The sequence below is a fragment of the Klebsiella sp. 141153 genome, from assembly GCF_032601995.1.
GTDB lineage: Bacteria > Pseudomonadota > Gammaproteobacteria > Enterobacterales > Enterobacteriaceae > Klebsiella > Klebsiella aerogenes.
The window spans coordinates 15608-42050 of the sequence record NZ_JAQIRJ010000019.1 but is presented as its reverse complement, the minus strand read 5'-3'; the positions used below and the strand labels follow the sequence as shown (position 1 = coordinate 42050).

25 protein-coding genes and 2 pseudogenes are annotated in these 26443 nt (G+C 54.7%); 7 read left to right on the top strand and 20 right to left on the bottom strand.

What is annotated here, in order from left to right; genetic code table 11:
- From PGS10_RS24605 to mdh, 7 genes and pseudogenes are all read right to left on the bottom strand, one after another.
- A pseudogene (locus tag PGS10_RS24605) lies at positions 1 to 94 on the bottom strand (oxaloacetate decarboxylase gamma chain); the annotation flags it as partial.
- 140 nt (positions 95 to 234) lie between these two features.
- Positions 235 to 852, bottom strand: coding sequence for a L(+)-tartrate dehydratase subunit beta (gene ttdB, locus PGS10_RS24600; protein WP_015703618.1), 618 nt, complete (start codon positions 850 to 852; stop codon positions 235 to 237).
- Positions 852 to 1751: a L(+)-tartrate dehydratase subunit alpha gene (ttdA, locus tag PGS10_RS24595; RefSeq protein WP_045397212.1), complete on the bottom strand. Its 900-nt coding sequence runs from the start codon at positions 1749 to 1751 to the stop codon at positions 852 to 854. Before ttdA ends, ttdB begins: the two co-directional genes overlap by 1 nt.
- A gap of 32 nt (positions 1752 to 1783) precedes the next feature.
- Entirely contained in the window at positions 1784 to 3052 is a 1269-nt protein-coding gene (locus PGS10_RS24590; RefSeq protein WP_213293005.1) for an SLC13 family permease, read from the bottom strand.
- A 200-nt stretch (positions 3053 to 3252) separates the two neighbouring features.
- Positions 3253 to 3918, bottom strand: a complete 666-nt coding sequence (locus PGS10_RS24585; protein WP_045397216.1) for a GntR family transcriptional regulator — start codon at positions 3916 to 3918, stop codon at positions 3253 to 3255.
- The gene (locus tag PGS10_RS24580; RefSeq protein WP_047047146.1) at positions 3905 to 4534 is read right to left on the bottom strand and encodes a GntR family transcriptional regulator; all 630 of its coding nucleotides are present in this window, start codon (positions 4532 to 4534) and stop codon (positions 3905 to 3907) included. Before PGS10_RS24580 ends, PGS10_RS24585 begins: the two co-directional genes overlap by 14 nt.
- A 131-nt stretch (positions 4535 to 4665) precedes the next feature.
- Positions 4666 to 5604: a malate dehydrogenase gene (gene mdh / locus PGS10_RS24575; protein WP_045397222.1), complete on the bottom strand. Its 939-nt coding sequence runs from the start codon at positions 5602 to 5604 to the stop codon at positions 4666 to 4668.
- A 540-nt stretch (positions 5605 to 6144) separates the two neighbouring features.
- Here mdh and argR point away from each other — a divergent pair.
- The 3 genes from argR (at position 6145) to yhcN-B (PGS10_RS24560) (ending at position 7626) form a co-directional block, all read left to right on the top strand.
- A complete protein-coding gene (gene argR, locus PGS10_RS24570; protein WP_015369474.1) occupies positions 6145 to 6615 on the top strand; it encodes a transcriptional regulator ArgR in 471 nt (156 codons plus the stop codon).
- Between the two features lie 380 nt (positions 6616 to 6995).
- Positions 6996 to 7259, top strand: a complete 264-nt coding sequence (yhcN, locus tag PGS10_RS24565; RefSeq protein WP_015369473.1) for a peroxide/acid stress response protein YhcN — start codon at positions 6996 to 6998, stop codon at positions 7257 to 7259.
- Positions 7260 to 7359: 100 nt separating this feature from the next.
- Complete coding sequence (gene yhcN-B, locus PGS10_RS24560; protein WP_015369472.1) at positions 7360 to 7626, top strand: DUF1471 family stress response protein YhcN-B; 267 nt, start codon at positions 7360 to 7362, stop codon at positions 7624 to 7626.
- Positions 7627 to 7676: 50 nt separating this feature from the next.
- Here the strand turns inward: yhcN-B (PGS10_RS24560) and PGS10_RS24555 are convergent.
- Positions 7677 to 7745 (bottom strand): annotated as a pseudogene (locus PGS10_RS24555) (barstar family protein); the annotation flags it as partial.
- A 7-nt stretch (positions 7746 to 7752) separates the two neighbouring features.
- Here PGS10_RS24555 and PGS10_RS24550 point away from each other — a divergent pair.
- Both PGS10_RS24550 and yhcN-B (PGS10_RS24545) read left to right on the top strand, forming a co-directional pair.
- The gene (locus PGS10_RS24550) at positions 7753 to 7854 is read left to right on the top strand and encodes a YdgH/BhsA/McbA-like domain containing protein (protein WP_410477094.1); all 102 of its coding nucleotides are present in this window, start codon (positions 7753 to 7755) and stop codon (positions 7852 to 7854) included.
- Between the two features lie 100 nt (positions 7855 to 7954).
- On the top strand, positions 7955 to 8221 hold the full coding sequence (yhcN-B, locus tag PGS10_RS24545) for a DUF1471 family stress response protein YhcN-B (protein ID WP_015369472.1): 267 nt from the start codon (positions 7955 to 7957) through the stop codon (positions 8219 to 8221).
- 50 nt (positions 8222 to 8271) lie between these two features.
- On the opposite strand, the gene PGS10_RS24540 is transcribed toward yhcN-B (PGS10_RS24545), so the two are convergent.
- The 4 genes from PGS10_RS24540 to aaeX all read right to left on the bottom strand — a co-directional run bounded on the left by PGS10_RS24540 (position 8272) and on the right by aaeX (position 11748).
- The gene (locus PGS10_RS24540; RefSeq protein WP_045380213.1) at positions 8272 to 8547 is read right to left on the bottom strand and encodes a barstar family protein; all 276 of its coding nucleotides are present in this window, start codon (positions 8545 to 8547) and stop codon (positions 8272 to 8274) included.
- Between the two features lie 84 nt (positions 8548 to 8631).
- Positions 8632 to 10599 carry a p-hydroxybenzoic acid efflux pump subunit AaeB gene (gene aaeB, locus PGS10_RS24535; protein ID WP_047047143.1) on the bottom strand — a complete coding sequence of 656 codons (1968 nt, stop codon included), beginning with the start codon at positions 10597 to 10599 and terminating at the stop codon, positions 8632 to 8634.
- A 5-nt stretch (positions 10600 to 10604) separates the two neighbouring features.
- Entirely contained in the window at positions 10605 to 11537 is a 933-nt protein-coding gene (gene aaeA / locus PGS10_RS24530) for a p-hydroxybenzoic acid efflux pump subunit AaeA (RefSeq protein WP_045397228.1), read from the bottom strand.
- 7 nt (positions 11538 to 11544) lie between these two features.
- Positions 11545 to 11748, bottom strand: a complete 204-nt coding sequence (gene aaeX, locus PGS10_RS24525) for a p-hydroxybenzoic acid efflux pump operon protein AaeX (RefSeq protein WP_002918640.1) — start codon at positions 11746 to 11748, stop codon at positions 11545 to 11547.
- A gap of 130 nt (positions 11749 to 11878) precedes the next feature.
- Between aaeX and aaeR the strand changes: the two genes are divergently transcribed.
- Positions 11879 to 12808, top strand: coding sequence for an HTH-type transcriptional activator AaeR (gene aaeR, locus PGS10_RS24520; RefSeq protein WP_015703623.1), 930 nt, complete (start codon positions 11879 to 11881; stop codon positions 12806 to 12808).
- A gap of 44 nt (positions 12809 to 12852) precedes the next feature.
- Here the strand turns inward: aaeR and tldD are convergent, their stop codons facing one another.
- The 8 genes from tldD to csrD form a co-directional block, all read right to left on the bottom strand.
- Complete coding sequence (tldD, locus tag PGS10_RS24515) at positions 12853 to 14298, bottom strand: metalloprotease TldD (RefSeq protein ID WP_015369467.1); 1446 nt, start codon at positions 14296 to 14298, stop codon at positions 12853 to 12855.
- 114 nt (positions 14299 to 14412) lie between these two features.
- A complete protein-coding gene (yhdP, locus tag PGS10_RS24510) occupies positions 14413 to 18210 on the bottom strand; it encodes an AsmA2 domain-containing protein YhdP (protein ID WP_047047140.1) in 3798 nt (1265 codons plus the stop codon).
- An 89-nt stretch (positions 18211 to 18299) separates the two neighbouring features.
- Positions 18300 to 19769 (bottom strand): ribonuclease G, encoded by a 1470-nt coding sequence (gene rng / locus PGS10_RS24505; protein WP_015369465.1) that lies wholly within the window; start codon positions 19767 to 19769, stop codon positions 18300 to 18302.
- A 2-nt stretch (positions 19770 to 19771) separates the two neighbouring features.
- On the bottom strand, positions 19772 to 20353 hold the full coding sequence (locus tag PGS10_RS24500; RefSeq protein ID WP_316423614.1) for a Maf family protein: 582 nt from the start codon (positions 20351 to 20353) through the stop codon (positions 19772 to 19774).
- A gap of 8 nt (positions 20354 to 20361) precedes the next feature.
- The gene (gene mreD, locus PGS10_RS24495) at positions 20362 to 20850 is read right to left on the bottom strand and encodes a rod shape-determining protein MreD (RefSeq protein ID WP_015369463.1); all 489 of its coding nucleotides are present in this window, start codon (positions 20848 to 20850) and stop codon (positions 20362 to 20364) included.
- A complete protein-coding gene (gene mreC, locus PGS10_RS24490; RefSeq protein WP_015369462.1) occupies positions 20850 to 21848 on the bottom strand; it encodes a rod shape-determining protein MreC in 999 nt (332 codons plus the stop codon). The genes mreD and mreC overlap by 1 nt, the downstream gene beginning before the upstream one ends.
- Positions 21849 to 21918: 70 nt before the next feature.
- Entirely contained in the window at positions 21919 to 22962 is a 1044-nt protein-coding gene (gene mreB / locus PGS10_RS24485) for a rod shape-determining protein MreB (RefSeq protein WP_002918653.1), read from the bottom strand.
- A 300-nt stretch (positions 22963 to 23262) separates the two neighbouring features.
- Positions 23263 to 25203 (bottom strand): RNase E specificity factor CsrD, encoded by a 1941-nt coding sequence (gene csrD, locus PGS10_RS24480; protein ID WP_015369461.1) that lies wholly within the window; start codon positions 25201 to 25203, stop codon positions 23263 to 23265.
- Positions 25204 to 25417: 214 nt separating this feature from the next.
- Here csrD and PGS10_RS24475 point away from each other — a divergent pair, with 214 nt between their 5' ends.
- Positions 25418 to 26392, top strand: coding sequence for an MDR family oxidoreductase (locus PGS10_RS24475; RefSeq protein WP_047047136.1), 975 nt, complete (start codon positions 25418 to 25420; stop codon positions 26390 to 26392).
- The last annotated feature ends 51 nt before the right edge of the window (positions 26393 to 26443 follow it).

Below are 26443 nucleotides of genomic sequence, written 5' to 3'. Positions count from 1 at the left end.
TGGCGAAAATGAGCAGCAGCAGAAACGCCAGCACGAAGCCCATGCCAAGAAACATCAGGGTGAAGCCCTCGCCTAACAGCGCAGCATCAGTCATAAAATAGCCTTTGGAGGGGCGCAATAATGGCGTGATGAACCCGCGATAGCAGAGTGGATTTCCCCAGACCACATGGTCAGAAGCCTCTTTATCGCGGAATTTAATTCTCGCCACTACTGCGCAATATATTTAGCCAGGAGTTATTTAATAAAACTTACGTGCTGACAGATCTCATCAGCGACAATCTCTTTGCGCTGATTAAATATCACTTTATTCTGCTCAAACAGGTTATTTCCATGGGTATCGATCGACACAATAAGTGGGCCGAATTCTTTTACCCGGCAAACCCATAAGGTTTCCGGCATACCTAAATCACGCCACTGGGCGTCTTCAATTTCTTCCACACAGACCGCGGCAACCACCGCGCAGCCGGCCGGGAATACGCAGTGCAGCGCTTTATGTTCGGCGCAGCCTTCTTCGGTACCTTTGCCCATGCCGCCTTTACCGACAATGAGTTTCACACCGGTCTTAGCAATAAATTCTTTTTCAAATTTCTCCATACGCATACTGGTGGTTGGTCCAACAGAGACCATTTCAAATTTATCTTCTGTACCTTTAATCGGCCGCACAATTGGCCCGGCATGTAATATCGCGCCGCCGGCAACGTTGACCGGCAATTCGCGACCGCCTTCAATTAAACGACGATGAGCAACATCACGACAGGTAACAATATGACCATTAAGATAAATAATATCGCCCGCTTTAATATCAGCTAAATCTTCATCTTTAATTGGCGTAGTAAGTATTTTTTTAGTCATCAGAAAGCCACTCCTGTGTGAGACGTAATGGTGTAATTCAAATCTTTATCGAAAACGATATGTCCTTTGCGGTGCGACCAGCAGCCGACGTTGACCGCCACGCCAATGGTGGAAGGGTGGCGTGCGGTATTTTCGATATTGACGCCCATCACGGAGGTATTGCCGGACATCCCCTGCGGGCCAAGGCCAATTTTATTAATGCCGTCTTCGAGCATTTTCTCCAACGATGCGGCGCGTTCATTCTCATTGCGCGATCCCACCGGACGCATCAGCGCTTTCTTCGACAGCAGCGCCGCCGTTTCAACGGAAGTCGCGACGCCAACGCCAACCAGCAGCGGCGGACAGGCGTTCAGGCCATAGCTGGTCATCACATCCAGTACGAAACGGGTTACGCCTTCGTAACCGGCGCCCGGCATCAGCACCATCGCTTTACCCGGCAGCGAGCAGCCGCCGCCGGCCATATAGGTGTAAATGCTGCACTGGTCGGAATCGGGGACGATCTCCCAGAATACCGTCGGCGTACCTTTACCCACGTTTTTACCGGTGTTGTATTCGTCAAAGGTCTCAACGCTGTTGTGGCGCAGCGGAGAATCCACGGTGGCTTTAATCACCGATTCGCGCAGCAGCGCTTCCAGCTCGCCAATCAGCGGGAAATTAGCGCCGCACTCAACCAAAAACTGAATGACGCCGGTGTCCTGGCAAGAGGGACGATCCAGCTCTTTCGCCAGACGCTGGTTTTCAATCATGGTGGTAAAGATGACGTCAGCCAGCTGGCTGGTCTCTTTCTTATGCAACTCTTTCAGTTTTGCAGTGACGTCATCAGGCAATACTTTGCCGGTATATCCCACGAATTTGGCCATAATATCGGTCATTCGGGATATCTGTTCGCTTTTGCTCATAAAGGCTCCTTAGTCAGAACAGCGTCCGTAAATTACGGGTGAAAAGGGAAAAGAATTGGCAGCAGTACGAGGCTGACAATGGTAGAAACGATAATCAGAGGAAGGCCCGATTTGGCGTAATCGACAAACTTATAGCCGCCTGCCGATAGCACCATCATGTTGGCGGGCATACCGATCGGCGTCGCGTAGGCGCAGGAACTGCCGATTACGGTCGCCATCAGAACCGCTTTCGGATCGGCGCCCATTCCGGCCGCGATCGACAAACTCACCGGTACCAGTAGCGCGACGGTGGCGGTATTGGACATAAAATTGGTCATGATGACGGACAGCGCAAAGACCACCACCATCAACATGAACGGGGAAGAGTTCTGGCCCAGCATGCCGATGACATGATCGGCAACCAGCTTGCCAGCACCGGTCATTTCCAGCGCTTTTGCCAGCGCCAGCGTGCCGCCAAAAATGAAAATAGTCTGTGAATCAATCGCCTTATAGGCCTGCTTTTCCGTCAGCACGCCGGTAAACACCAGGACTAACGCACCGATACAGCCTGCCACCGTCAGGCTAATGCCGGTCTGTTTCTCAAAAATCATGCCGAGGATCGTGGCGATCAGCACCACCAGCGACAGGATCTGTTTCCAGCGCGGAACGTGGCTGTAATCACGCTGTTCGCCGACGCTACCGACTTCACCGCTATTCGCGGTAGCAGGCAGAAATTTATAGCCGATAGTCAGGAAATAGAAGATGCCGCAGAGCAGCATCGGTAAACCCACTTTCGCATACTCAAAGAAGCCAAAGCCGCTACCGATATTCTGCAACGCCGATTGCGCGATCAGGTTGCCGGGCGCGCCAATCAGCGACAGGTTGCCGCCGAGCGCGGCGGCAAATACCAGCGGCATCAGCAGACGCGAGCGGGCAAAACCCGATTTCGCCGCGACGCCAATTACTACCGGGATCAATACCGCCGCCGTACCGGTGTTGGAAAGAAAACCCGACATCACGCCGACGACCACCATGATGGTGAAGATCAGCTGTTTTTCGGTTTTGGCGAAGTGAGTGATCACCCCACCGACTTTATTGGCCATCCCGGTTTCAAATAACGCCCCGCCGACGATAAACATGGCGACAAAAAGAATGACGTTGGAGTCGATAAAACCGGCAAAAGCTTGTTTTAGATCCAACACGCCGGTGAGCACTAACGCCACGCAGACCACCATGGAAGTCACTGCCAAAGGCACCTTCTCCCAGACAAACATGACGATAGCGAACACCAGCAAACATAAGGTGATGGTAATCGGTTCCATATTTATAATTATCCCTATCAATGATATATGATATTGTATCCAATATTGACGAGGGAGAAATTATGCCCATGCAAAAAGTAAGTCAATGCGTTTTTAAACAAAGATCGCGCAGTGCGATCTGCATCAAGATCCTCTGCAGATCGTCACAAGAGATGATTAATAGCGTTGATGAATACGACTAAAACCAACAGGCTTTAGCGCTATACAGAGGTTTCGGGAAGGTATCGCGTGAGCATATTTTCCATTGAGCGAATAATATGCTCGCGCATGCGCTGACGCGCCAGTTCTTCGTTATGCTGTTCAAGTGCCTGTAAAATCTCCTTATGTTCGCGAATGGAGATAGCGGCGTATTCTGCTTCGGTGACCTTGTGCCCCATCGACAGTCCGTTCCACATATTACAGAGCAGCATCTTCATTTTTTCGTTGCCCGCGGCGTTCCAGATCTCCATATGGAAGGCCTGGTTCAGGTCGGAATATTCAGTGAAGTTATTATCGGCCAGCGCTTTTTCCGCCGCATCGTGTACCCGGGCAATGGACGAAATATCCGTGCCGGGACGGGAGGCTTTCGCCACCGCCTCACTTTCCAGCAGCGCGCGAATTTCATAATGCTCGCGAATCGTCTGTTCGTTGATCCCCAACACCACCGCGCCTTTATTAGGGCGGACTTTAATCAGGCCATCGGCGGCTAAAATCTGAAACGCTTCGCGCACCGGCATGCTGGAAACGCCGACCATCCGGGCAATGCCTTCGAGAGTTATCTCCTGCCCTTCCACTAAATCCCGCGAAAGAATCGCTTTGCGTAATACCGCAGCGACCTGCTCTTTCGCCGAAAGAAGCTTAATTTTCCCTAATTTAGGCTTCTGCACTTTCCCAATCCTTCATATGTTGACGCATAATTTCCGCAAGCATGAGGAAATAACGCTGTGTTGCCTGAGCAATATTGCCCACATCGCCGCGGCTAATGGCTCCAGCCAGTTCATGTAGTATCAGTGCCGATTCCTGGCTATCGTCTTTCAGATACAGGATGACATAAGAAATATATCCATCCAAAAATTGCTGATACGCCTTCGCCAGATAGCGGTTATCGAGATAAGAAATCAGCAACTGATGAAATTCCAGTTCGCGAGTTTTGTCGCCAGGCTGCGCCAGCGCTTGCGCGCGCCCGAGCAGCAATTCCCCTTGGTTTGCCGGCACGAGAGTGAACAATTCGGCAGCCATCACCGCGATCACGCGAAAAATATGGCTAACATCATCGGGCACCAGCTTTGATACCTGCATATGACGGTTAGGCAAGCGCACCAGAAACCCCTCTTGTTCAAGAGACTGCAACGCTTCTCTAACCGGCATACGTGAAAGCCCTAGCTGCTCAGCAATACTCTCCTGCGCCAGCTCATCTCCCGGTTTTATCGCTCCGGAAAGAATTTGATAGCGAATGATTTGCGTAATGTGGTCCCTGGTCTGCTTTCTTTCGATCTTTTTCACAACGTCCTCATTGCGTGGGGCTTAAGACGCGGGGATTTTAGCAGATTTAGCCGCCAGGCGGCGCATTCGGCAGGGAGATGAGGCGATAAAAAAGCCGGAACGACGGTTCCGGCTTTTCTGCTAAGGAGATGTTACTTGTTGACGAAATCCTCGCCGAGGGCGATATCTTTCTTCAGCGTATCCAGCATGCCTTCCAGCGCCTGCTGTTCAAAAGCGCTGAGTTTACCGATAGACTGACGCTCTTCCACGCCATTTTTGCCCAGCAGCAGCGGCTGCGAGAAGAAACGGGCATACTGGCCGTCACCTTCGACGTAGGCACATTCAACCACGCCTTTTTCACCCTGCATGGCACGCACCAGTGAGAGCCCGAAACGCGCAGCCGCCTGGCCCATCGACAGCGTCGCCGACCCGCCGCCCGCTTTCGCTTCCACGACTTCCGTCCCGGCGTTTTGAATACGTTTGGTGAGATCCGCGACTTCCTGCTCGCTAAAGCTGACGCCAGAAATCTGCGACAGTAAAGGCAGGATAGTGACGCCAGAGTGGCCGCCAATGACCGGAACTTCAACCTCGGTTGCCGACTTGCCTTTCAGCTCGGCGACAAAAGTATTAGAGCGAATAATGTCGAGCGTGGTGACGCCAAACAGTTTGTTTTTATCGTACACGCCGGCTTTTTTCAGCACTTCGGCGGCGATAGCGACGGTGGTATTTACCGGGTTGGTGATAATACCGATGCAGGCCTGCGGACAGGTTTTTGCGATCTGCTGCACCAGATTTTTAACGATACCGGCGTTAACATTAAATAAGTCGGAACGATCCATGCCGGGCTTGCGCGCGACGCCGGCGGAAATCAGCACCACATCAGCGCCTTCCAGCGCCGGGGTTGCATCTTCACCGGAGAAACCTTTGATTTTTACATCTGTGGGAATATGACTTAGATCTACCGCCACGCCCGGCGTAACCGGAGCGATGTCGTACAACGAGAGCTCTGAACCTGAAGGCAGTTGGGTCTTAAGTAGTAGGGCAAGCGCCTGGCCGATGCCACCAGCGGCGCCGAGGACTGCAACTTTCATCCTAAACTCCTTATTATGGTTAATTTACACCCTGAATAATTCGAGTTGCAGGAAGGCGGCAAGAGCGTGAATCCCCAGGAGCTTACTGAAATAAGTGACTGGGGTGAACGATTGCAGCCAACGCACATGCAGCTCGAAGTATGACGGGTATAGTCTTTCGTTATTCCGTCGCCTGGACCTTAATTCACAAGATGAACAATTACAATAATTATGGCTGAAGAATGCGGGGTACGCGCAATGATGCAGCAAATTCGCATTTTTCTTCCTGAGACTGGCCATCCAGCAAAGCCGTAGTACCGGATCGACTATTGGTTACAATACACCCAGCTCGCTCGGCAAAACAATATCAATTTCATAACATTTATTTCACTTTTACAGCAATTTACCCGCTGTGATGCAGGCATGTTCCTCATCAGGGTTATTTGCTAAAATATGCGCCTTTCATAACATTATTTACGCTATTCCCTTGCGGATTATTTGCATAAAAATGCACTTGTATGCATAATGATGTTGTTTTTACCACCATAATCTGGGTGACTTATGCGTAGTTCGGCAAAACAAGAAGAACTGGTTAAAGCGTTTAAATCGCTGCTTAAAGAAGAAAAATTCAGCTCGCAAGGCGAAATCGTTCAGGCGCTGCAGGAAGAAGGTTTCGAGAACATCAACCAATCGAAAGTTTCCCGCATGCTGACAAAGTTTGGCGCCGTTCGCACGCGTAACGCCAAAATGGAAATGGTCTACTGTTTGCCTGCCGAACTCGGCGTGCCGACGACCTCCAGCCCGCTGAAAAACCTGGTGCTGGACATCGATTATAACGATGCGGTGGTAGTGATTCACACCAGCCCCGGCGCGGCGCAGCTGATCGCACGCCTGCTGGATTCCTTAGGTAAAGCCGAAGGTATTCTGGGTAGTATCGCGGGGGATGACACTATCTTTACCACCCCTGCCCGCGGTTTTTCCGTTAAAGATCTCTACGACGCGATCCTGGTCCTGTTCGAACAGGAACTCTAAACGCTCCCCCTCTGGTTCCCGCCAGAGGGTTCTTCCCCGTAAAACGCTCCCCCGCAAACCTTCAAATAAAGCAGCATTTTTTTAACATTTAGTGTGGTTTTCCACCTATATACATTCCTTTACCGAATGATAACGGCTAAAGCGCACAAAAGATCAAAGCGCAATATCTATTTGATTTAAATATAAATAATCATGACATTCACCCCATGAATGACATTTCTAATTCTTATACGTTATAAAAACGACATTTCTTGGAAATTATTTACACTGAAAACAATTAGCATGGTATTAATATTTTTGGTGATTAGTGTATACTTGATTTTGTGATGAGGGTCACGAAACAAAGCCCCCTAATAATAAAATTCGACGAGGTGAACATCATGAAAATCAAAACCACTGTAGCCGCACTCAGCATGCTATCCGTACTGTCCTTTGGCGCTTTCGCCGCTGATTCAATCAACAGCACTCAAGCGGAAAGCCGCCAGTCACTGGGCACCGTATCTATCGGCGCGGTAGGTTCTTCCCCGATGGATATGCACGAAATGCTGAACAAAAAAGCACAAGAAGAAGGTGCTTCTTCTTATCGCATTATCGAAGCTCGCACCGGCGACCACTGGCACGCCACTGCTGAACTTTATAAATAAGCTTTAACGATTGTCGGTCATTAACTGAAACAGTATCTCTTCAGCGGCCTGGGTTCATACGAAATCTCCCGCCGCTGCACAAATGGTTGGAGTAAAGATTATGAAAAGCGCAATTATCATCGCATCCCTGGGTCTGGCATCTGTTCTCTCTTTCGGCGCAAGCGCAGCCGTACAGCAAGTGAACGCCGATCAAGCACAAAATCTGCAACCAATGGGCACTATCTCTGTATCTCAAGTAGGTAGCGCGCCAATGGATATGCGCCAGGAACTGGCGGCTAAAGCCGAGAAAGAAGGCGCCAGCAGCTACCGCATTATTGAAGCTCGTACCGGCGACAGCTGGCACGCGACTGCTGAGTTGTACAAATAAACCCTCGTCGTCTTATCCGACGACTTGCCCCCGCCCTGCCGGGGGCTTTTTTATGCCCAACGGGCATTGAAACGTAGTAGTCCTTCCAGCTCCTCTTCCGCTTCATCGAACAGCAAAATGCACGAAATGCTGAACAAAAAAGCACAAGAAGAAGGTGCTTCTTCTTATCGCATTATCGAAGCTCGCACCGGCGACCACTGGCACGCCACTGCTGAACTTTATAAATAAGCTTTAACGATTGTCGGTCATTAACTGAAACAGTATCTCTTCAGCGGCCTGGGTTCATACGAAATCTCCCGCCGCTGCACAAATGGTTGGAGTAAAGATTATGAAAAGCGCAATTATCATCGCATCCCTGGGTCTGGCATCTGTTCTCTCTTTCGGCGCAAGCGCAGCCGTACAGCAAGTGAACGCCGATCAAGCACAAAATCTGCAACCAATGGGCACTATCTCTGTATCTCAAGTAGGTAGCGCGCCAATGGATATGCGCCAGGAACTGGCGGCTAAAGCCGAGAAAGAAGGCGCCAGCAGCTACCGCATTATTGAAGCTCGTACCGGCGACAGCTGGCACGCGACTGCTGAGTTGTACAAATAAACCCTCGTCGTCTTATCCGACGACTTGCCCCCGCCCTGCCGGGGGCTTTTTTATGCCCAACGGGCATTGAAACGTAGTAGTCCTTCCAGCTCCTCTTCCGCTTCATCGAACAGCAAAATTAACGCGCCAAAGCGACGACGCTGTTTTTCATCCAGATGAACAAATTCAATCTCCAGCGGGAACGGTAAGCGCCCTCCCGTCACCGCGCTCCACAGCGCGTCGAGGTTATCCACCTGCTTATCCGGTAGCGCGAAGGCGCGGGAAAACTCGCGATAGAAATCCTGTTGCTCAGCTATTTCATCAAAATCAAAGGTATAAATAGTCATTGCCCGGCGCCCCTTAAGCTCTGTCCCTCTACACCAAATAAGTATAGCGATAAAAAAACCGACGCCGGGGCGTCGGTTCGCAGCTTAGCTGTTGGTGAGCACGTGCTGATATTTCTTCAGCATATCGACCAGCCGTCGCACCGGCTCAGTGACCTGGGGCGACGCCTGCCAGTGAAGGAGTTTTTCCTGATAAACATCAAGCTCTTCCAGCAGACGGGTAAAGTAACGGCGGCGCTTATCATCGCTGCCGGCGGAGATAACGTGATCGGCGGTTCGCCGCAGCTGGCGGTGGAAGGCCGACAGATCCTCGTTTACCGGCACCGGGGCATCGCGTAGACGCTGGTGCGCGATAATCAGCGTCAGCGCCAGCCGGAAGCGGGCGATATCGCCGGGAAACTTGTTCAGCAGTAAAAATAGCTGTTGATACAGCGCCGGCAAATGGTTCTCTTTACGCCGGGCGCTATTCGTGGTGAGCGAAGAGACCGCCGCCGAGACGAACTGGTTCAATAGCACCCGTCCGGTGCGGGCCTGCGAGTTATCACGCACTAACAGAATCACCATCAGCGCGAGGAAACAGCCGACAATCTGCCCCAGGGCGCTATCGAGGAACTGGCTAAACTGGAACTGCATCGGGTTATCCAGCACCAGAATATTGATGGTGCTCGCCAGGGCCCCAAGCGATCCCAACCGCCGCTTTTGTACCTCAATGCCGATAAAGAACGCCATCGCGGCAAGGCTGATACACAGCAGCAGCATGCTCTGCTGCGTCGCAGGCATGACGACAAGGAAGAACAGCGCGCCGAGCGGTAGAGCGGCAAGGGTGCCATAGAGGAAGTCTAAGGCCACCATCCGCGGGTTAGGCAGACGCATCGCCAGCGCGGTCACCACGGCAATCATAACCATCGCCCCGCTACCGGATGTCCAGCCGGTCCACAACCAGAACAAGGTGCCGAGAATACAGGAAATAGAAGTTCGCCAGAAATTGACCATCGCGTGGTGACGCTCGGCGGACTCAACCTTCACCACCGTTTCGCCGCGTAAGACTTCATCTTCGATACGGCTGATTTTGGTATTGCCGACCACGCCGCGCTTCAGCAGCAGGTAACGCGTCGCCGCGCCGACCCAGCTATAAATCGTAACTGGCGTATTGTGTTCACCTTTCCAGGTCAGGAAGCGGCGCATACGCTTAAGCTGTTGATGCACATCCTGTACGGTTTCTACGGGCTCGGCAAACAGCTCGCGGTAGTCGTCAGTCACCATCTCCGGGCGAGAGTTCTGGATCAGATAGGTTTCGCAGGCCTGAGTAATCAGCGTCAGCGATAGCGTGTTGATCGCCTTTAGCCGCTGGTTTACCTTCGCCCAGCGCGAAGATTCCATGATCAGGTTGCCGCGCATCCCCTCCAGCGCGGCAGTACGACGCACCAGCGCTCCCCAGGCTTTATCCACCACCTCGCTATCGCCATGGGCGACACAAAGCTGCATCAGGCGATACTGATCCAGCAGCAGGTTATCCAGTTCGAGGTCGATCTCTTTTTTGATAGAACGCGGAGAAAATAGCAGGTCAGCGACGATGGCGCTGACGATCCCGATGACAATTTCGCTGCAGCGCTCGACGGCAAACTGCGGCGCCAGCATCGGGTCGGTATGAATGGTGATGATGATAATCAGCGCCGTATAACCCGCCAGCCCCCAGGCGTAGGAGTTTTCGACCTTCACCAGCGAGGAGATCCAGGTGCAGAAACCGGCCCAGAGACAGCAGACCAGCATCATCAATAGCGGCGCGCGGATCATGAGGATGATGATCGCCAGCGCGGCAATACAGCCGATAAACGTCCCGGCAATACGCAGCATCCCGCGGTAGCGAATCGCCCCGGAATAGGGCTCACCGCCAGCGGCAAATGCCGGACCGGCGGTCACGATAGCCGCGGTCAATACGGCCCAGCGCGGCGTCTCAAGCTGAAAATGAAAGCCGACGAACAGCGCCAGCACCACCGCGCATGCAAGCTTAATGGCAAAGCGGAGATGCCGGGGAGCAATGGTATAGGTCCCCATGGCGATTAACCAAACTCACGCAAGCGCATGGCGACTTTCTGGAAGAAGTTGGCCTGGCTGGCGTCGCGATCTTCTTTGCCGGTGATGACAACGGTCGCAGTGGTGCCCGACGGCCAGAGGTTGCCCTGCTGCTGGTCAAGACGGATACGTACCGGCACGCGCTGCGCCAGACGTACCCACTCAAGGTTGGAGTCAACGGAAGCCATGCCTTTCGCATCGCTGCTGCTGCTGGCGTTGGTTACGCCCGCGGCAACGCTGTCGACGGTACCTTTTATCACCTTACTACTGCCGAGCGGGGTGATTTCGGCGCGGTAGCCTGGACGCACGCCTTCCAGCTTGGTCTCTTCCAGATAGGCCATCACGTAGAAGGTATTTTGTTTCACCAAAGCGACCGCGGTCGAACCGCGGGTGATGAATTCGCCGGAGTAGACGTTCAGGTTGGTCACCCAGCCATCAGCAGGCGCACGGATAACCGTACGTTCAAGATCCAGCTTGGCTAAGTCGCGGCTGGCCACCGCTTTCGCCAGCTGATGCTCAACGGTTTGCAGTACGTTGTTGGCCTGGTCAATCTCTTCGCGCGACATGGCCTGCACGCCGAGCCTGTTACGGCGCCCGGCTTCAACGCGTTTTTCCTGAGCCAGCGTCTGGTAATAAGAGACGTCGGCTTCCGCCTCCGCCAGCGCTTTTTGGTAACGAGGTTGGTCAATAACGAACAATACCTGGTCTTTCTTAACCAGTTGGTTATCCTTGACATTCACTTGCGAAATGAGCCCCGACACGTCCGGCGCGATGGCGACGATATCGGCGCTAAAGCGCGCATCGCGCGTCCACGGCGACGCGGTGTAGTACACCCATGCGCGAAAAATAGCGATAAACGCCAGAATAACCAGTATCACAGTGATGGCAGTACGCAGGATATTTCTTGTTAGTGTTTTCACATCGACCTCAAACGAACAAGCGCGATATCAGATAAAACAGACAGCAATACAGCGCAGTATTAAACAGTGCAGGGTGCCAGACAAAATCATAAATACCGGTCGGAACCAGCAAACGGTGCACCAGCCAGAAGATGGCTAGCGACAATAGCAGCTCAAAGAAGATCGGCGGAAACGATAGGCCGAAAATCACTATGACAGGAAACAGACTCATGATGACCTTGATAAGAAGCGTACAGGTGGTAGCGTGATGCGTTTATTATGTAGCTAACTATATATTAACGTAACAATTGCAGCCTTATCTATAATATGTGATCTAAATCACTTTTAAGCCAGAGTGAATAATGGAACGACTAAAACGCATGTCGGTGTTCGCCAAAGTGGTTGAGCTGGGCTCTTTCACCGCCGCCGCACGCCAGCTCCAGATGAGCGTTTCATCTATCAGCCAGACCGTTGCTAAACTGGAAGACGAGCTTCAGGTAAAGCTGCTCAACCGCAGCACCCGCAGCCTGGGCTTAACAGAAGCGGGTAAAATTTATTACCAGGGCTGCCGAAGAATGCTCTTTGAAGCGCAGGACGTCCATGAACAGCTGTATGCCTTCAACAATACCCCTATCGGCACGCTGCGCATCGGTAGCTCTTCAACTATGGCACAGAATGTGCTGGCGCGCATAACCGCCGAAATGCTCAAAGAATATCCGGGTTTATCGATTAATCTGGTGACCGGCATCCCCGCGCCGGACCTGATTGCCGACGGCCTCGACGTGGTGATACGCGTCGGCGCATTGCAGGATTCCAGCCTCTTCTCGCGGCGGTTAGGCTCAATGCCAATGGTGCTCTGCGCGGCGAAAAGCTATCTTCAGCACGCGGGATGTCCGGAAAAACCAGCGGATCTTGCCAGCCACTCGTGGCTGGAATACAGCGTACGGCCAGATAATGAGTTCGAAATTATCGCTCCGGAGGGGATCTCAACGCGCCTGATCCCACAAGGACGCTTCGTCACCAACGACCCGATGACGCTGATCCGCTGGCTGACTGCCGGCGTTGGCGTGGCCTACGTTCCGCTGATGTGGGCGATCGACGAGATCAACCGCGGTGAACTGGAGATCCTGCTGCCGAGCTATCAATCGGATCCGCGACCGGTCTATGCGCTGTATACCGAAAAAGATAAGCTACCGCTGAAGGTGCAGGTATGTATTAACTATCTGACGGATTATTTTGTCGAGGTGGCGAAGATCTATCAGGGAATGCACGGGCGCGGGATGACCCGTTAACTGACATCCCGGCAGCGGCTTCGCGCCGCCGGGACCAGCCGTTATCAGGCGGTGCCGCCAACGGTAAGGTTGTCGACTTTCAGCGTCGGCTGGCCGACGCCGACCGGCACGCTCTGCCCTTCTTTACCGCACACGCCAACGCCGCTATCCAGCTTCAGGTCGTTACCGACCATGGAAATCTGCTGCATCGCTTCGATACCGGAACCGATTAGCGTCGCGCCTTTGACTGCCTTGGTCACTTTACCTTTTTCAATCAGATAGGCTTCCGAGGTCGAGAAGACAAATTTACCGGAGGTAATGTCCACCTGACCGCCGCCAAAGTTCGGCGCATAGATACCGTAATCGACCGATTCGATAATCTCCTGTGGCGTCGACTTCCCTGCCAGCATATAGGTGTTGGTCATCCGCGGCATCGGCAGATGCGCATAAGATTCGCGGCGACCATTACCGGTCGGCGCGACGCCCATCAGACGCGCGTTGAGCTTATCCTGCATATAACCTTTCAGGACGCCGTTTTCGATAAGCACGTTGTATTGACCCGGCGTACCTTCGTCATCAATCGCGACCGAACCACGGCGATCGGCCATGGTGCCGTCATCCACGACGGTGCACAGTTCAGAGGCGACTAATTCGCCCATGTGACCGCTGAAGACCGAGGTGCCGCGACGGTTAAAGTCACCTTCCAGGCCGTGGCCGACGGCTTCATGCAGCAGCACGCCAGGCCAGCCCGCGCCAAGCACCACCGGCAGCATACCGGCTGGCGCCGCAACCGCGGACAGATTGACTAATGCCATACGTACCGCTTCACGCGCCCAGACATCCGCCCGTACGTCGCCATCCAGCGGCGCGAGGAAATAATCATAGCCAAACCGTCCTCCGCCGCCGCTGGCGCCGCGCTCGCGTTTGCCGTCTTCCTCCACCAGCACGCTCACGGAGAGACGAACCAGCGGACGGACATCAGCGGCCAGCGTCCCGTCCGTTGCCGCTACCAGGATAAGCTCGTAGACGCCGCTCAGACTGGCGGAAACTTCCTGCACGCGCTTATCGGCGGCACGCGCCACCTTATCGACGCGGCGCAGAATATCCAGTTTCTCTTCGCGGCTCATGCTCTGCAGCGGATCGACGCTGGTATAGAGAGAGCTGTACTCCACCGCGCCGAGCGTCTGCACTTTGCCGTCGCCATGATCGCGGACGATAGTACGCGCCGCCTGCGCGCTCTGCTCAAGCGCCAGTTTGCTGATTTGGTCCGCATAGGCAAAACCAGTTTTCTCGCCGCTTACCGCCCGGACGCCTACGCCCTGGTCAATATTGTACGACCCATCTTTAATGATGCTGTCTTCCAGAACCCAGGATTCGTGATAGCTCGACTGAAAATAAAGATCGCCGTAATCGAGACGGCGCTCAGCCAGTTGGCCAAGGATGGCAAACAGGTCCTGATGATTCAGGCCATTTGCCGACAGTAATTGTTCACTTACCAGGTTCAAACTCATCGTTACGCTACTCGTTTATTGCCGCCTGACACAGGGGAATGCCATGCGGCGAAAAAGATGACGGGGAGAAAATGCCCTCTATTGAGAGTGCGATAATTCCCCGTACTCGTCAAATCATTGCTTTTTGTTGCTGCGCGCCTGGCGCAGCACTTCGTTGATTTCCGGCTGATCGATTGGACCCGTAATGCGATAGCGCAGAATCGACACTTTGTTCCACAGCGGCCCAAGCACCTTGCTGGCGGCAAAAACCGCCGCGCCGACGATCGGGTTGACGGCGAATGCCGCCGCTACGCCCACGGTCGCCGATATTTCCGGCGCCACCACCGCTTGTAAATCTAAACGACGGCGCACCAGATCGACCGAACCTTTCATCGCGATGTCGGCTTCAAGGCCATCCACCAGCGTATCATCCGTATTCAATACGCCGTCTTTAATCCATGCCGTACTGCGAATCGAATCAAACCAGAAGCCTTCCTGGAAGGTGTCGCTGAAATCGAAGCGTAGCTTACGCAGCAGCGCGTCAACGCTCAATAGCCGTAACAGCTGACCGGCATGACCGGTGCTCAGGTCAGTAAACTCGCCTTTGCCGAGGCGGCTTTTGAGGATCCCGTTCAGCGAAGCGACATCAGGCTGCCATGGCGGCGCGCGCCAGTGCAGATCGTAATCGACATCAAACGACGAGCCTTTTACCGGCGTCGAAACGCCAAAGAAGTTCACGAAGTCATCCGTTTTATTACCGTGCAGCTTGCCTTTCAGCGAGGTACGCACGCCGCCGGGCGCATTCACCCAGACGCCATCGGTAGTGAGCCGGCCAAAGCCGGTATCCACCAGGCCATTACTGAGGGTGAGCGTATCGCCCTTGATATCGAAGTCACCGTCGATTCGCCCATATTTTTGCCCCCACAGCCAGCACTCTTTACAGCGCAGCTGTAAATCAGGCCAGCCGCGGAAATCCAGACGGGTATCAGCCAGCGGGCCGCTCTCTTTTTTCGCCGTGCCGTTGTTATCGCTGGAAGGGTTGTAATAGAGATAGCGAATAGCCGCCAGCCAGGGCGCGTTCTTATGCATCGTCAACGTAGCGTTGATTTCGCGCCCCTGCGCCTCCACCTTCGAGCCGCTACCGTCAGGCTGGGAGACCAGACTGACGTTATTCCAGTTTTGCCCGGCGAACGCCAGCGACGGTGTACGAAGCGTCACGCGCTCAGGGAAAGCCATATTACTGCTCACTTCGTTGACGGCCCCCCGCTGGAACAACGCCAGCCATTGCGCGCCATCCATCGCCGGCATGTTCAGCTCGACGCCTGATGCTTCAGGCAGCGAAGGAATCGCTTTGCTGTCGGAGGTCAGAATCGCCCGGTCGAGCGTCAGCTTATTATTCAGTAACCAGCGGCTATTGACGTGGTTCTTGCTGCCGATGTTGCCGGTCAGATCGAAGCTGTTTAAGCCACCGGTCACGTTGATTTTCACCGGCAACGGTTCGCCCGCCGATTTATTCACCGGCGCAGGTAAGTGACTACTCACATTTTTCAGATCGCCGTTGATATCGACTTTGTAGCTCGCGCTACCGTGATACGGTAACTCAATGGCCACTTTGCCATCCCAGGGGACGCTGCCGCTGAGTTCATCATTGACCGCTTTCGGCAGCAGGCCGGTACGCGTCGGCTGCCAGTTAGCGTTCATGCCGACGTCAACGAGGAAGGCTTTCGCCCCTTCAGTAGTGGTGAAATTGAGGTTCAGCGGTTGATTAAACCAGGTCGCGCTTAGCGGCCCGCTTTTTAAATCTCCGTTCTCAAAGCTGAACTGACCATTGAGGTTCTTCAGCGTCGCGTCAATCGGCTTGATAAACAGATCGTTATTTTTCAGCCGCACATCGCCTTTGGCGGTGGTCATCTCGCCATCGAGCGGGATAGCAAGATGTAAGCGAGCGCTCACATTACCATCCAGCTGCAGTTCATCCAGCGCCGAGCCGAGCGAATCCTTCAGCGGGGTCTGTTTGAAATAAGGGCCGACCTCTTTGCCCGGTCCGTTAACATCGGCATCAATAAACAGTTTTTCATGGGAATAGTCGGGGATCACCGCGTCAAGGTTGCTGGCGGTGACGTTGCCCAGCATCGCTTTATCCGCCTTCATCCACAGGCCGTTATTAACGAAGTTAAGGTTGATATCCAGGCCGGTCAGCGCCGGCCAGTCCGGCTGGAAGGCGAAGGTCGCGTTCTTCAGCGGTACCGAGACCTGGAATTGGCCTTCGTTATGCTCATAGGGGAACAGATGCGGGTTGCCGCCGTAAACCAGGGTGGCATTGCTGGCCTGGCCACCCTTAATTGCGCCGCTCAGGTAATCCACCAGCGCTTTGCCCATCAGGTTTTCCGGGAAATAACGCCACGCCTGGCCGCCATCGTTGGTACTGATACCCGCCAGGATGCCTAACCACGGCTCATCGCCTTCCGGCTGCAGATAGCGGAAGCCGCCGCGCGCGCGAACGCCGGTAGCCTGTACGTCGATATCGCGGCCATCCAGCATAAAGCCCTTGCTGTTCTTCTCCCAGCTCAGAGTCGCATCGCCCTGGGCTATCTCCAGCGGCGCGCGAAAGACCGTTTCATAGGGCATTTTCGCCTGGGTCATATGCGCGCGCAGTTCGCCGTTTTCAACGCTGCCGCTCAGGCTGCCGGAAAAGTGCTCGGCCCCCGGCAGCAGCTTCCACTGCTTCCACGCCAGATCGCTCCAGTCGGCCTGGAAACGGGTCTTTTCCGTTGCCTGCAGCGGGATATCCAATGCCAACAGGTTGATCTTGCCGCTCGGCTGGGTAGTTCGCCACACTTCGCCAAAGCTCGGCGCCAGCTTATCGGCCATCGGCTGTAGACCGGTCAGGCCGCCAAGCTCGAGATTGCTGGCGCGGATGCGCAGCTCATCGCTACGCTGATTGTTATTACCACCCACTTCCTGCGCCGGGATCCACGCCATCGCCAGCGCGCCGCGCGGCCAGGCTTTACCGTCTATCGAGATCCGCGTGTCGGGGATATGAAATGCCCAACTTTGATTTTCGCGTGTGATATGCGCCGTCAGGTTATCCACCGACAGCTGATGCAGATGCTTGTCACCCTGCCAGCTGGCGCCGCCTTTTTTCAGCCACACATCGCCGCTGGCGACATCGCCTTTATCAATGGTCATCCAACCTTCGAGACTAAAGCGCGCGCTCTGCAGGGCGATGTTGTCCTGCATCCAGCGCCCGAGCCAGGGTTTAACGTCGATGTCGTCGGCCTGTAACCAGAGGCGCCCCTTATTGAGCAGGCCGTTCTCGTCACGTAAATCCATCCGCACCTGCATGACGCCGTGCTGGCCGGTGAGGCTCGAAAGGCTCAGTTGCCCCTCGGCGCGGTGGCGGTTTTTACCGTTAAGCCAGGTAAGCTGCGGGATCGCCAGCTCCGCGCGCTGACCGGAAATCGTCAGGAAGCTCAAATGGCTATCGCGGAGAATAAAGTGGTCAAACTGACGCAGGAACAGATCGCTGATGCGGTCGGTCTTCAGGCTGGCGCCGTCGTCGTTGGTCTGGATGGGGGTATTGGTGTGGATTTGCAGCTGCCAGAAGGTCAGGTCGCGGAACTGCCAGCGCATATGTAGCAGGCTTTGCCAGACGTCGAGCGCAAGGGTAACCCGTTTGATCGTCATTTCGCCACCGTCTTTCAAGGTGGCTTTAATATCACGAACGTCCAGCGTCGGGCCGAAGTTTTCCCAGTTGGCGTTGATCTGCGAGGCATCGACCGCCACCCCGGATACTGCGGTAATTTTCTCCAGCAGTTGGGGACGCCAGTTATTTAGCTGCGGCAATGCCAGACGCAGGCCGCTCACCAGCAGCGCAACAATCACCACCACGGTTGCCACGGTGAGCAGTAATATCCCGGGCCATCGCCTCAACGCATCTCTCCTTGTCAGCCTGTTACGCCTCATCCTTCAGCCCGCCTGTTTACCGCCCCCGACGCCATCGGGAACGACGGGCTGAATGATTACATCATTACCACATCGAACTGCTCTTGATTATAGAGCGGCTCAATTTGTACTTTAACCTGCTTGCCGACAAAGATTTCGACTTCCGCCAGCGCGTGGGACTCTTCCCCTTTCAGAGCTTCCGCGACGGCAGGTGAAGCATAGACCAGGAAGCGGTCTGAGTCATACGCATGATGCACGCGGACTATCTCGCGCATGATCTCATAACAGACCGTTTCGACCGACTTTACCGTGCCGCGCCCATGACAGGTAGGACACTCGTTACACAGCACATGTTCCACGCTTTCGCGGGTGCGTTTACGGGTCATCTCGACCAGCCCCAGCTGCGAGAAGCCGTTAATGCTGGTTTTCACCCGGTCTTTACTCAGCGCCTGCTCCAGCGAATGCAGTACCCGACGACGATGATCTTCATTATTCATATCGATAAAATCAATGATGATAATGCCGCCCAGGTTACGCAGACGCAGCTGGCGCGCGATGGCCTGCGTGGCTTCAATATTGGTATTGAAGATAGTGTCGTCGAGATTGCGGTGGCCAACGAACGCCCCGGTGTTGATATCGATGGTGGTCATCGCTTCGGTCTGATCGATGATCAGATAGCCGCCTGATTTCAGCTCGACTTTACGCTCCAGCGCGCGCTGGATTTCGTTCTCAACGTCAAAGAGATCGAAAATAGGCTGGCGGCCGCTGTAATGTTCCAGCTTGCTGGTCATTTCAGGGATGTATTCCGCGGTGAACTCCAGCAGCGCCTCGTAGGTCAGGCGCGAATCCACGCGAATGCGGTCAAGCTGAGCATCGGCGAAATCGCGCAGCACGCGCTGGGCCAGCGCCAGCTCGCCGTACATCTGATAACGGGTCTGGTTGCGCTTTTTGCGCTCCATGACTTTGGTCCAGACGCGCTTAAGGTAGGCCGCATCCGCCGCCATCTCTTGCTCATGCACGCCTTCCGCCGCGGTGCGGATAATAAACCCACCCTGCTCGTCGCAATATTCGGTGACCACGCTTTTCAGGCGTTCGCGCTCGGCCTCGCTTTCAATACGCTGCGATACGCCGACGTGCGAAGCGCCGGGCATAAACACTAAATAGCGGGAAGGTATGGTGATGTCGGTGGTCAGACGCGCTCCTTTGGTGCCCAGCGGATCTTTCACCACCTGTACCATCAGGTCCTGGCCCTGACGCACCAGTTCGGAAATATCGCGAACGGTAAACTGCTTCTGCTCTTCACCCGCCACGCACTCGGTGTGCGGCATGATATCGGATGCATGCAGGAAGGCGGCCTTATCCAGGCCAATATCTACAAAAGCCGCCTGCATTCCAGGCAACACGCGACTGACACGACCTTTGTAGATATTGCCTACGATTCCGCGCCGCGCTTCTCTCTCAATATGAATTTCCTGCAGGATCCCGCCATCGATATACGCGACGCGCGTCTCGGATGGCGTTACGTTAACTAATAATTCAGCCGTCATCTTTATCCCTTTTCTTCACGCAGTGAGTTAAAGTTACTCAGCAACTCATACGTTTCCACCAGCGGTAAGCCGACTACGGCGTGATAGCTGCCATTTATCTTCCTGACAAAACAACCACCCAACCCTTGAATACCGTATGCGCCTGCTTTATCTAAAGGTTCGCCGCTGGCTACGTAGGTAGCGATATCCTGCTCGGAGAGCAGACGGAAGGTCACTTCCGTCACCACCAGACAATCCAGCGTTTGCTGCTTATCCGCCAACGCCACCGCGGTCATCACCTGGTGGGTTTTTCCGGAAAGCATGCGAAGCATTTCTGCGGCGTGCCCGGCATCGCGCGGCTTTTCCAGCACTTCGCCGTTAAGAATGACAATCGTATCCGCCCCCAACACCGGCAGATCTCGCGGCGCCATAGCCACGCCAGCCAGCGCTTTTTCTCGCGCCAGACGCGCAACATAATACGCAGCGCTCTCCTGAGGGCCGCGCCGTTCCTCAATACCCGGAACCAGGCGTTCGAAAGAGAGGCCAAGCTGAGTTAACAGTTCCTGCCGACGCGGGGAACCAGAAGCCAGATACAGAGTTGTCATATCAACCTTTATTGAACCGCAAATTGCTGACGCACTTTACGCATTAGCAGGAATAGCCACGGCCAGAGCACACCGTTTACTACACTACTCCAGAACACTTCCGGACGGAAAGAGACGTTGATCACTAAAAACTCTGCCCAGAAAACAATGATATCAACGGCAAGAGACAACAGCATGACCACCAGCGCCTGTTGCCAGAGCGCCAGATTACGGAACAGCTGATATTTTAAAGCGACCAGATAGGCAACGATACTTAACGACAGCGCGCGTACGCCAAGCGTCGAACCGCTGATGAGGTCGAGAATCGCCCCCATCACAAAGCCGGTACCGACGTTAACCCGATGCGGCAGCGCCAGGATCCAGTAAAGCAGAATCAACAACACCCAGTTTGGCCGGAAGACGGTGATGTCCTGCGGCCAGGGCATAATCTGCAGCAATAGCGCAATAAGAAACGAGAGCCAGATAACCCAGCGTCCCTGGCTACGATAACTTGCCACTATTGCCCCCCTGCTGGCAGAGGTTGCGCGGACGGCGGCGGCGTCAGGCCCGTCGCCGGCGCCGGCATCTGCGGCCCCATCGCATCAGGCGCAGGCAGCACCTGCGGCATCATTTGCATCAGGCGTTCATTGGCAACGCGGTGAACCTCTTCCGGGGTCATTGGGTTGGCGCCGTTACGATCGGCGCCCCACAGCAGCAGCAGATAGCGTAAACGCTGCAGCCCGGCAGTCGGACGAGCCTGGATTACCGTGTAAGCACGCTGAGTATCCAGACGTACCGAGGAGACCACCCCAACCGGATACCCTTCCGGGAAGCGTCCGCCGAGCCCGGAAGTCACCAGCACATCGCCGACGCGAATATCGGTATTCGCCGGCAGATGTTCAAGCTGTAAATCATCAGTGCAGCCGTTACCGGCGGCAATCACGCGGATATCGTTACGCAGCACCTGAATCGGCAAGGCATGGGTCGCATCGCAAATCAGCAGCACGCGGCTGGTCATTTTCGCTACCGCCACCACCTGACCGACAACGCCCTTGTCGCTGATAACCGGCTGGCCTTCATAAACGCCGTTAACGCTGCCCTTGTCGATAACGACCTGATCGCTGTAGGGGTCGTTAACCGTCGAGATAACCTGAGTTACCATCTTCTGCTCGTCCTGACGCAGCGGCGAGCCTAGCAGTTCACGCAGGCGGGCATTTTCTTGTTTGTATTGGCCAAGCATCAGCAGATCGCTGTTTTTCAGCAATAACTCCTGACGCAGCGCGCGGTTTTCCAGTTCGAGCTGATCGCGGGTCGCCAGCGATTGCGATACGCTGTCGAGCAGTTCCCGGGGACCATTTGAGATAAAGTAGAAAGGACTGACGGCAGTGTCCATGTACGTTCGAATCTGGCTGAACGTACCCAGGCGGCTGTCGGCGATAATGACGCCAAGCGCCACCAAAACCGCCAGAATAAGGCGAATCTGTAGCGACGGGCCACGGCTAAAAATTGGCTTCATAGGCTATGCGTATTCTCGTGTCAGTAAAGACCAGAGGCAGCCCTTAAGCTGCCCCAGACCTTCAGGCTGACTACTCTTCGCTGAACAAGTCGCCGCCGTGCATATCGATCATTTCCAGCGCCTTACCGCCGCCACGAGCGACGCAGGTCAGTGGATCTTCTGCAACTACGACAGGGATCCCTGTCTCTTCCATTAACAGACGGTCAAGGTTGCGCAGCAGCGCACCGCCGCCGGTCAGGACCATACCGCGCTCGGAGATATCGGATGCCAGCTCCGGCGGGCACTGCTCCAGCGCGACCATAACGGCGCTGACGATGCCGGTCAGCGGCTCCTGCAGCGCTTCGAGGATTTCGTTGGAATTCAGGGTGAAGCCGCGTGGAACGCCTTCAGCCAGGTTACGGCCGCGCACTTCGATTTCGCGTACTTCATCACCCGGGTAAGCGGAACCGATTTCGTGTTTGATACGCTCAGCGGTCGCTTCGCCGATCAGGGAACCGTAGTTACGACGCACGTAATTGATCACGGCTTCATCGAAACGGTCGCCGCCGATACGTACGGAAGAAGAGTAGACCACGCCGTTCAGGGAGATAACCGCGACTTCGGTAGTACCGCCGCCGATATCAACAACCATAGAACCGGTCGCTTCAGAAACCGGTAAGCCTGCGCCGATCGCGGCCGCCATCGGCTCTTCGATCAGGAAAACTTCACGGGCGCCAGCACCCTGCGCGGATTCGCGGATAGCACGACGCTCAACCTGGGTCGCGCCAACCGGCACGCACACCAGCACACGCGGGCTCGGGCGCATAAAGCTGTTGCTATGCACCTGTTTAATAAAGTGTTGCAGCATCTTTTCAGTCACGAAGAAGTCGGCGATAACGCCGTCTTTCATCGGGCGAATCGCCGCGATGTTGCCCGGCGTACGGCCCAGCATCTGCTTCGCTTCATGACCTACAGCGGCAACGCTTTTCGGCGAACCGGCACGATCCTGACGAATGGCCACAACGGAAGGCTCATTCAATACGATGCCTTGTCCTTTTACATAAATAAGGGTATTCGCGGTACCCAGGTCAATGGACAGGTCATTGGAAAACATGCCACGAAATTTTTTTAACATACTAAGGGATAATCCTGAAAGCTGGGGCGGAAAACAAAATCCGCTTACTTTACCAACCACACGCAGCAGCGACAAGGCGCAAAAATCATCTGCTACGGTGAAAATTAGTGCAGTTCATTTCCTTTGTTACAAACATTTACGAAGTCCCTTCGGCGCTGAATAAATCAGCTGCGCTCCGTGCTCTGTTTGTACCTGTCAAAGGTCAGTCTTGCGTAAGTTGCGACATTCCGGCGGGTAGACAAGCACACCCCCTTTACTATGGCGCGCGTTATTCTACGTGAAATCACGCCAAACGGCAGATCAAACAGAGTATCTTTGCGAATATTTTTTCACATTTGTGTCAAGTGGCTGTGAGGCGGCAAAAAATTCCCCCTGCCCGCCGGTCACGCCGCATTGCGACAGCACCTGCCACTCGCTGCGACTGCGTACTCCCGTCGCAAAAACCTGTACCGGCATCCCTTTACAGGCCTCCACCAGACTTTGAACCAGTAACTGGTTCTCGCTGCGTTTTTCAATATTGCGCGATAGCCCTTGATGCAGCTTGATCACTTCCACGTCCAGCTGCTTGATCCAACTGGTGCCAACCAACGTCAACCCGGCCTGAACCACGGCGACGCGAATGCCCAGCGCGTTTATCAACCGCATAACCGGGTGTAAACGGCCGATATATTGACAAACATCCGCCTCTGCAAGTTCAAAAATAATCCGCCGACGTTGTGATTTTTCGCACTGCATCATGGTATCGCGCAGCCAACGCTGGAAACGCGGGCGAATCAGCGACTCCACGGTCACCTGCAGGGCCAGCGTTTGATCAGGCCAATAACTTAATAACGGCAGCAAACGCGTAATCTGTAGGCGATCGTACTCTTCCGCTAAGCCAAACTGCTGCACCATTGGCATATACTCGGCGGCAATCACCTCTTCTTTACCGTCATAGATGCGACACATTAGCTCGCGATGATGTACCCGCCCATCGCGCATGACCGCCGGTTTCTGATACAAGCGCGGGCCGCCGCGGCTGAGCATCTGCTCGATAAGCGTCCGCCAGCGCACGTTGCCGCGCCCTTTCTCCGGCAGTGAATCATCGTAAACCGCCCAGCTATTACTCCCCTGTAGCACGGCGTTGCGGGTAGCCGCTTCGGCGTGTTCCATCACCTGAGAAGTGGACTGGCCGCTGCGGAACGCGCAGATGCCGATATGCATCGTGTCGTCTTTATCCAGCACCCGCGTTGACGGCAGCGCATCCATCGCCTTGAGTAACTGCCCGGCGATACTATCAGCCTCTTTTAAAGTGCGATGCGGCAATAAGACGGCGAAATCGCTACGGTGATAGCGCGCCAGTAGCGAGCCGGGATAGCGCATAATAAAAGTAGACAGCAAATTAATTAGCGTGAAGTAATGCTCTTCCGCCGCCGCCCGTCCCCAGTTGTCGCGCAGCAGATCAAACTCCGGCAGGCGAATCATCATCACGATACCGTGCGCCCCTACCTTTTCCTGATCGTCCAGCAGCGTCGCCAGCTGGTTATCAAAGAACAGGCGGTTATTGAGGCCGGTTTTGGAATCCTGAGCGGCGTAGGATCGAATCAGGGTATCCATGCGGCTGCGCTGATCGCTGGCGAACTGCAGTTCCGAGAGCAGCATATCCAGCGCGCTGCTGGTACTGGCAGGCCATTCATGGACCGAACCGCGCACCTGCGGCCCGCGCTCGCCGCTGAGAATGCGCCGCGCGCGCAGCTCCAGTAGTTCTTGCCCCGCCAGCTGGCGGCGGATCCAGCGAATCGAAAAGAAGATAATCAGCACCATGAAGCCGATGGCGAAGGAGAGCGGCGCGGTGACGTGAAGCGAGCGGAAATAATTGACCATCGGGTCCATGTAGACCAGACGAATCGAAATTCCGGGATGTTTGAGCGAGGGTACCGTCATTTCACGATACTGGTTGTTACTACCCAGCGGACGATAACTGTCGCCGCGGGTATGGCTGTAAAGCGATTTGCCGTTGAGCAGAAAATCAATATGTTCGACTTCTACCGGCGTCAGCAGCTCGTCCATTTGCGGTTCGAGCTTTTCAAAAGAGGTGGTTACCAGGCGGCTGTCCAGCATCGTCGCCACCGCCTGCACGCGATTCTCAACTTTAATCTGAATGCCGTTGTAAAAGCTCAGCGACGCGCCGATGAGCGTGACAAAAATCGTCAGGCTGGTGAGCAGCGTAACAAATGCTGAGAATTTCGTCGTTAATCGCATCCCTGTGTTAACTCCGCGTGTGAATAACTACCCGAAGGGCATTCGGGCCCCTTTTAAGACTTTTGCTTAAGTAAGTACTAACTTTCTGAAGCGACGCATACTACCAAAGCTGGCGTATCTGGCAATTTATTGCGTTACATCTACGTAATAATGCCGTTAGCGAGTATAGTCTGCAGAATAATTTTTCCAATCTTCAAACCGCGAGGAACCACATATGCAGGCTTTAATCTTAGAACAGCAGGATGGCAAAACCCTTTCCTCGGTGCAAAACATCGATGCCAACCTGCTGCCGCCAGGCGATGTGACGGTCGATATTCACTGGTCGAGCCTCAATTATAAAGATGCCCTGGCCATTACCGGCAAAGGAAAAATTATCCGCAACTTTCCGATGATTCCTGGTATCGATTTTGCCGGTACCGTCCATGCCAGCGAAGATCCGCGTTTTCACGTTGGCCAGCAGGTGTTGCTCACCGGTTGGGGCGTGGGAGAAAACCATTGGGGCGGCCTGGCCGAGCGCGCCCGCGTCAAAGGTGAATGGCTGGTGGCCATGCCTGAAGGTCTCGACGGACGCAAAGCGATGACCATCGGTACCGCAGGCTTTACCGCCATGCTATGCGTGATGGCGCTGGAAGACGCCGGCGTGCGACCGCAGGATGGCGAGATCGTCGTAACAGGCGCCAGCGGCGGCGTTGGCAGCACGGCGGTCGCTCTGCTGCATCATCTGGGCTATCAGGTGGCGGCGGTTTCCGGTCGCGAAAGCACCCATGACTTTCTGAAAAGCCTCGGCGCGCAGCGTATTCTGGGCCGCGATGAGTTTACCGAGACCCGGCCGCTGGAAAAACAAATCTGGGCGGGCGCTATCGATACCGTCGGCGATAAAGTACTGGCGAAGGTACTGGCGCAGATGAACTATGGCGGCTGCGTCGCGGCCTGCGGCCTGGCGGGCGGTTTCGCGCTGCCGACCACCGTGATGCCGTTCATCCTACGCAACGTACGCCTGCAGGGCGTCGATTCGGTAATGACCCCGCCTGCGCGCCGCGCCGAAGCCTGGCGCCGGTTGACGCGCGATCTGCCGGAATCTTTTTACGCGCAAAGCGCGACTGAAATCTCCCTTGCCGATGCCCCGGCCTTCGCCGATAAAATCATGAACAACCAGATCCAGGGTCGTACGCTGGTCAAAATCGGCTAATCTGCAATTTTTCGTGACATATTCGCGATCGCGCTCCGCCTCCGTCATGCT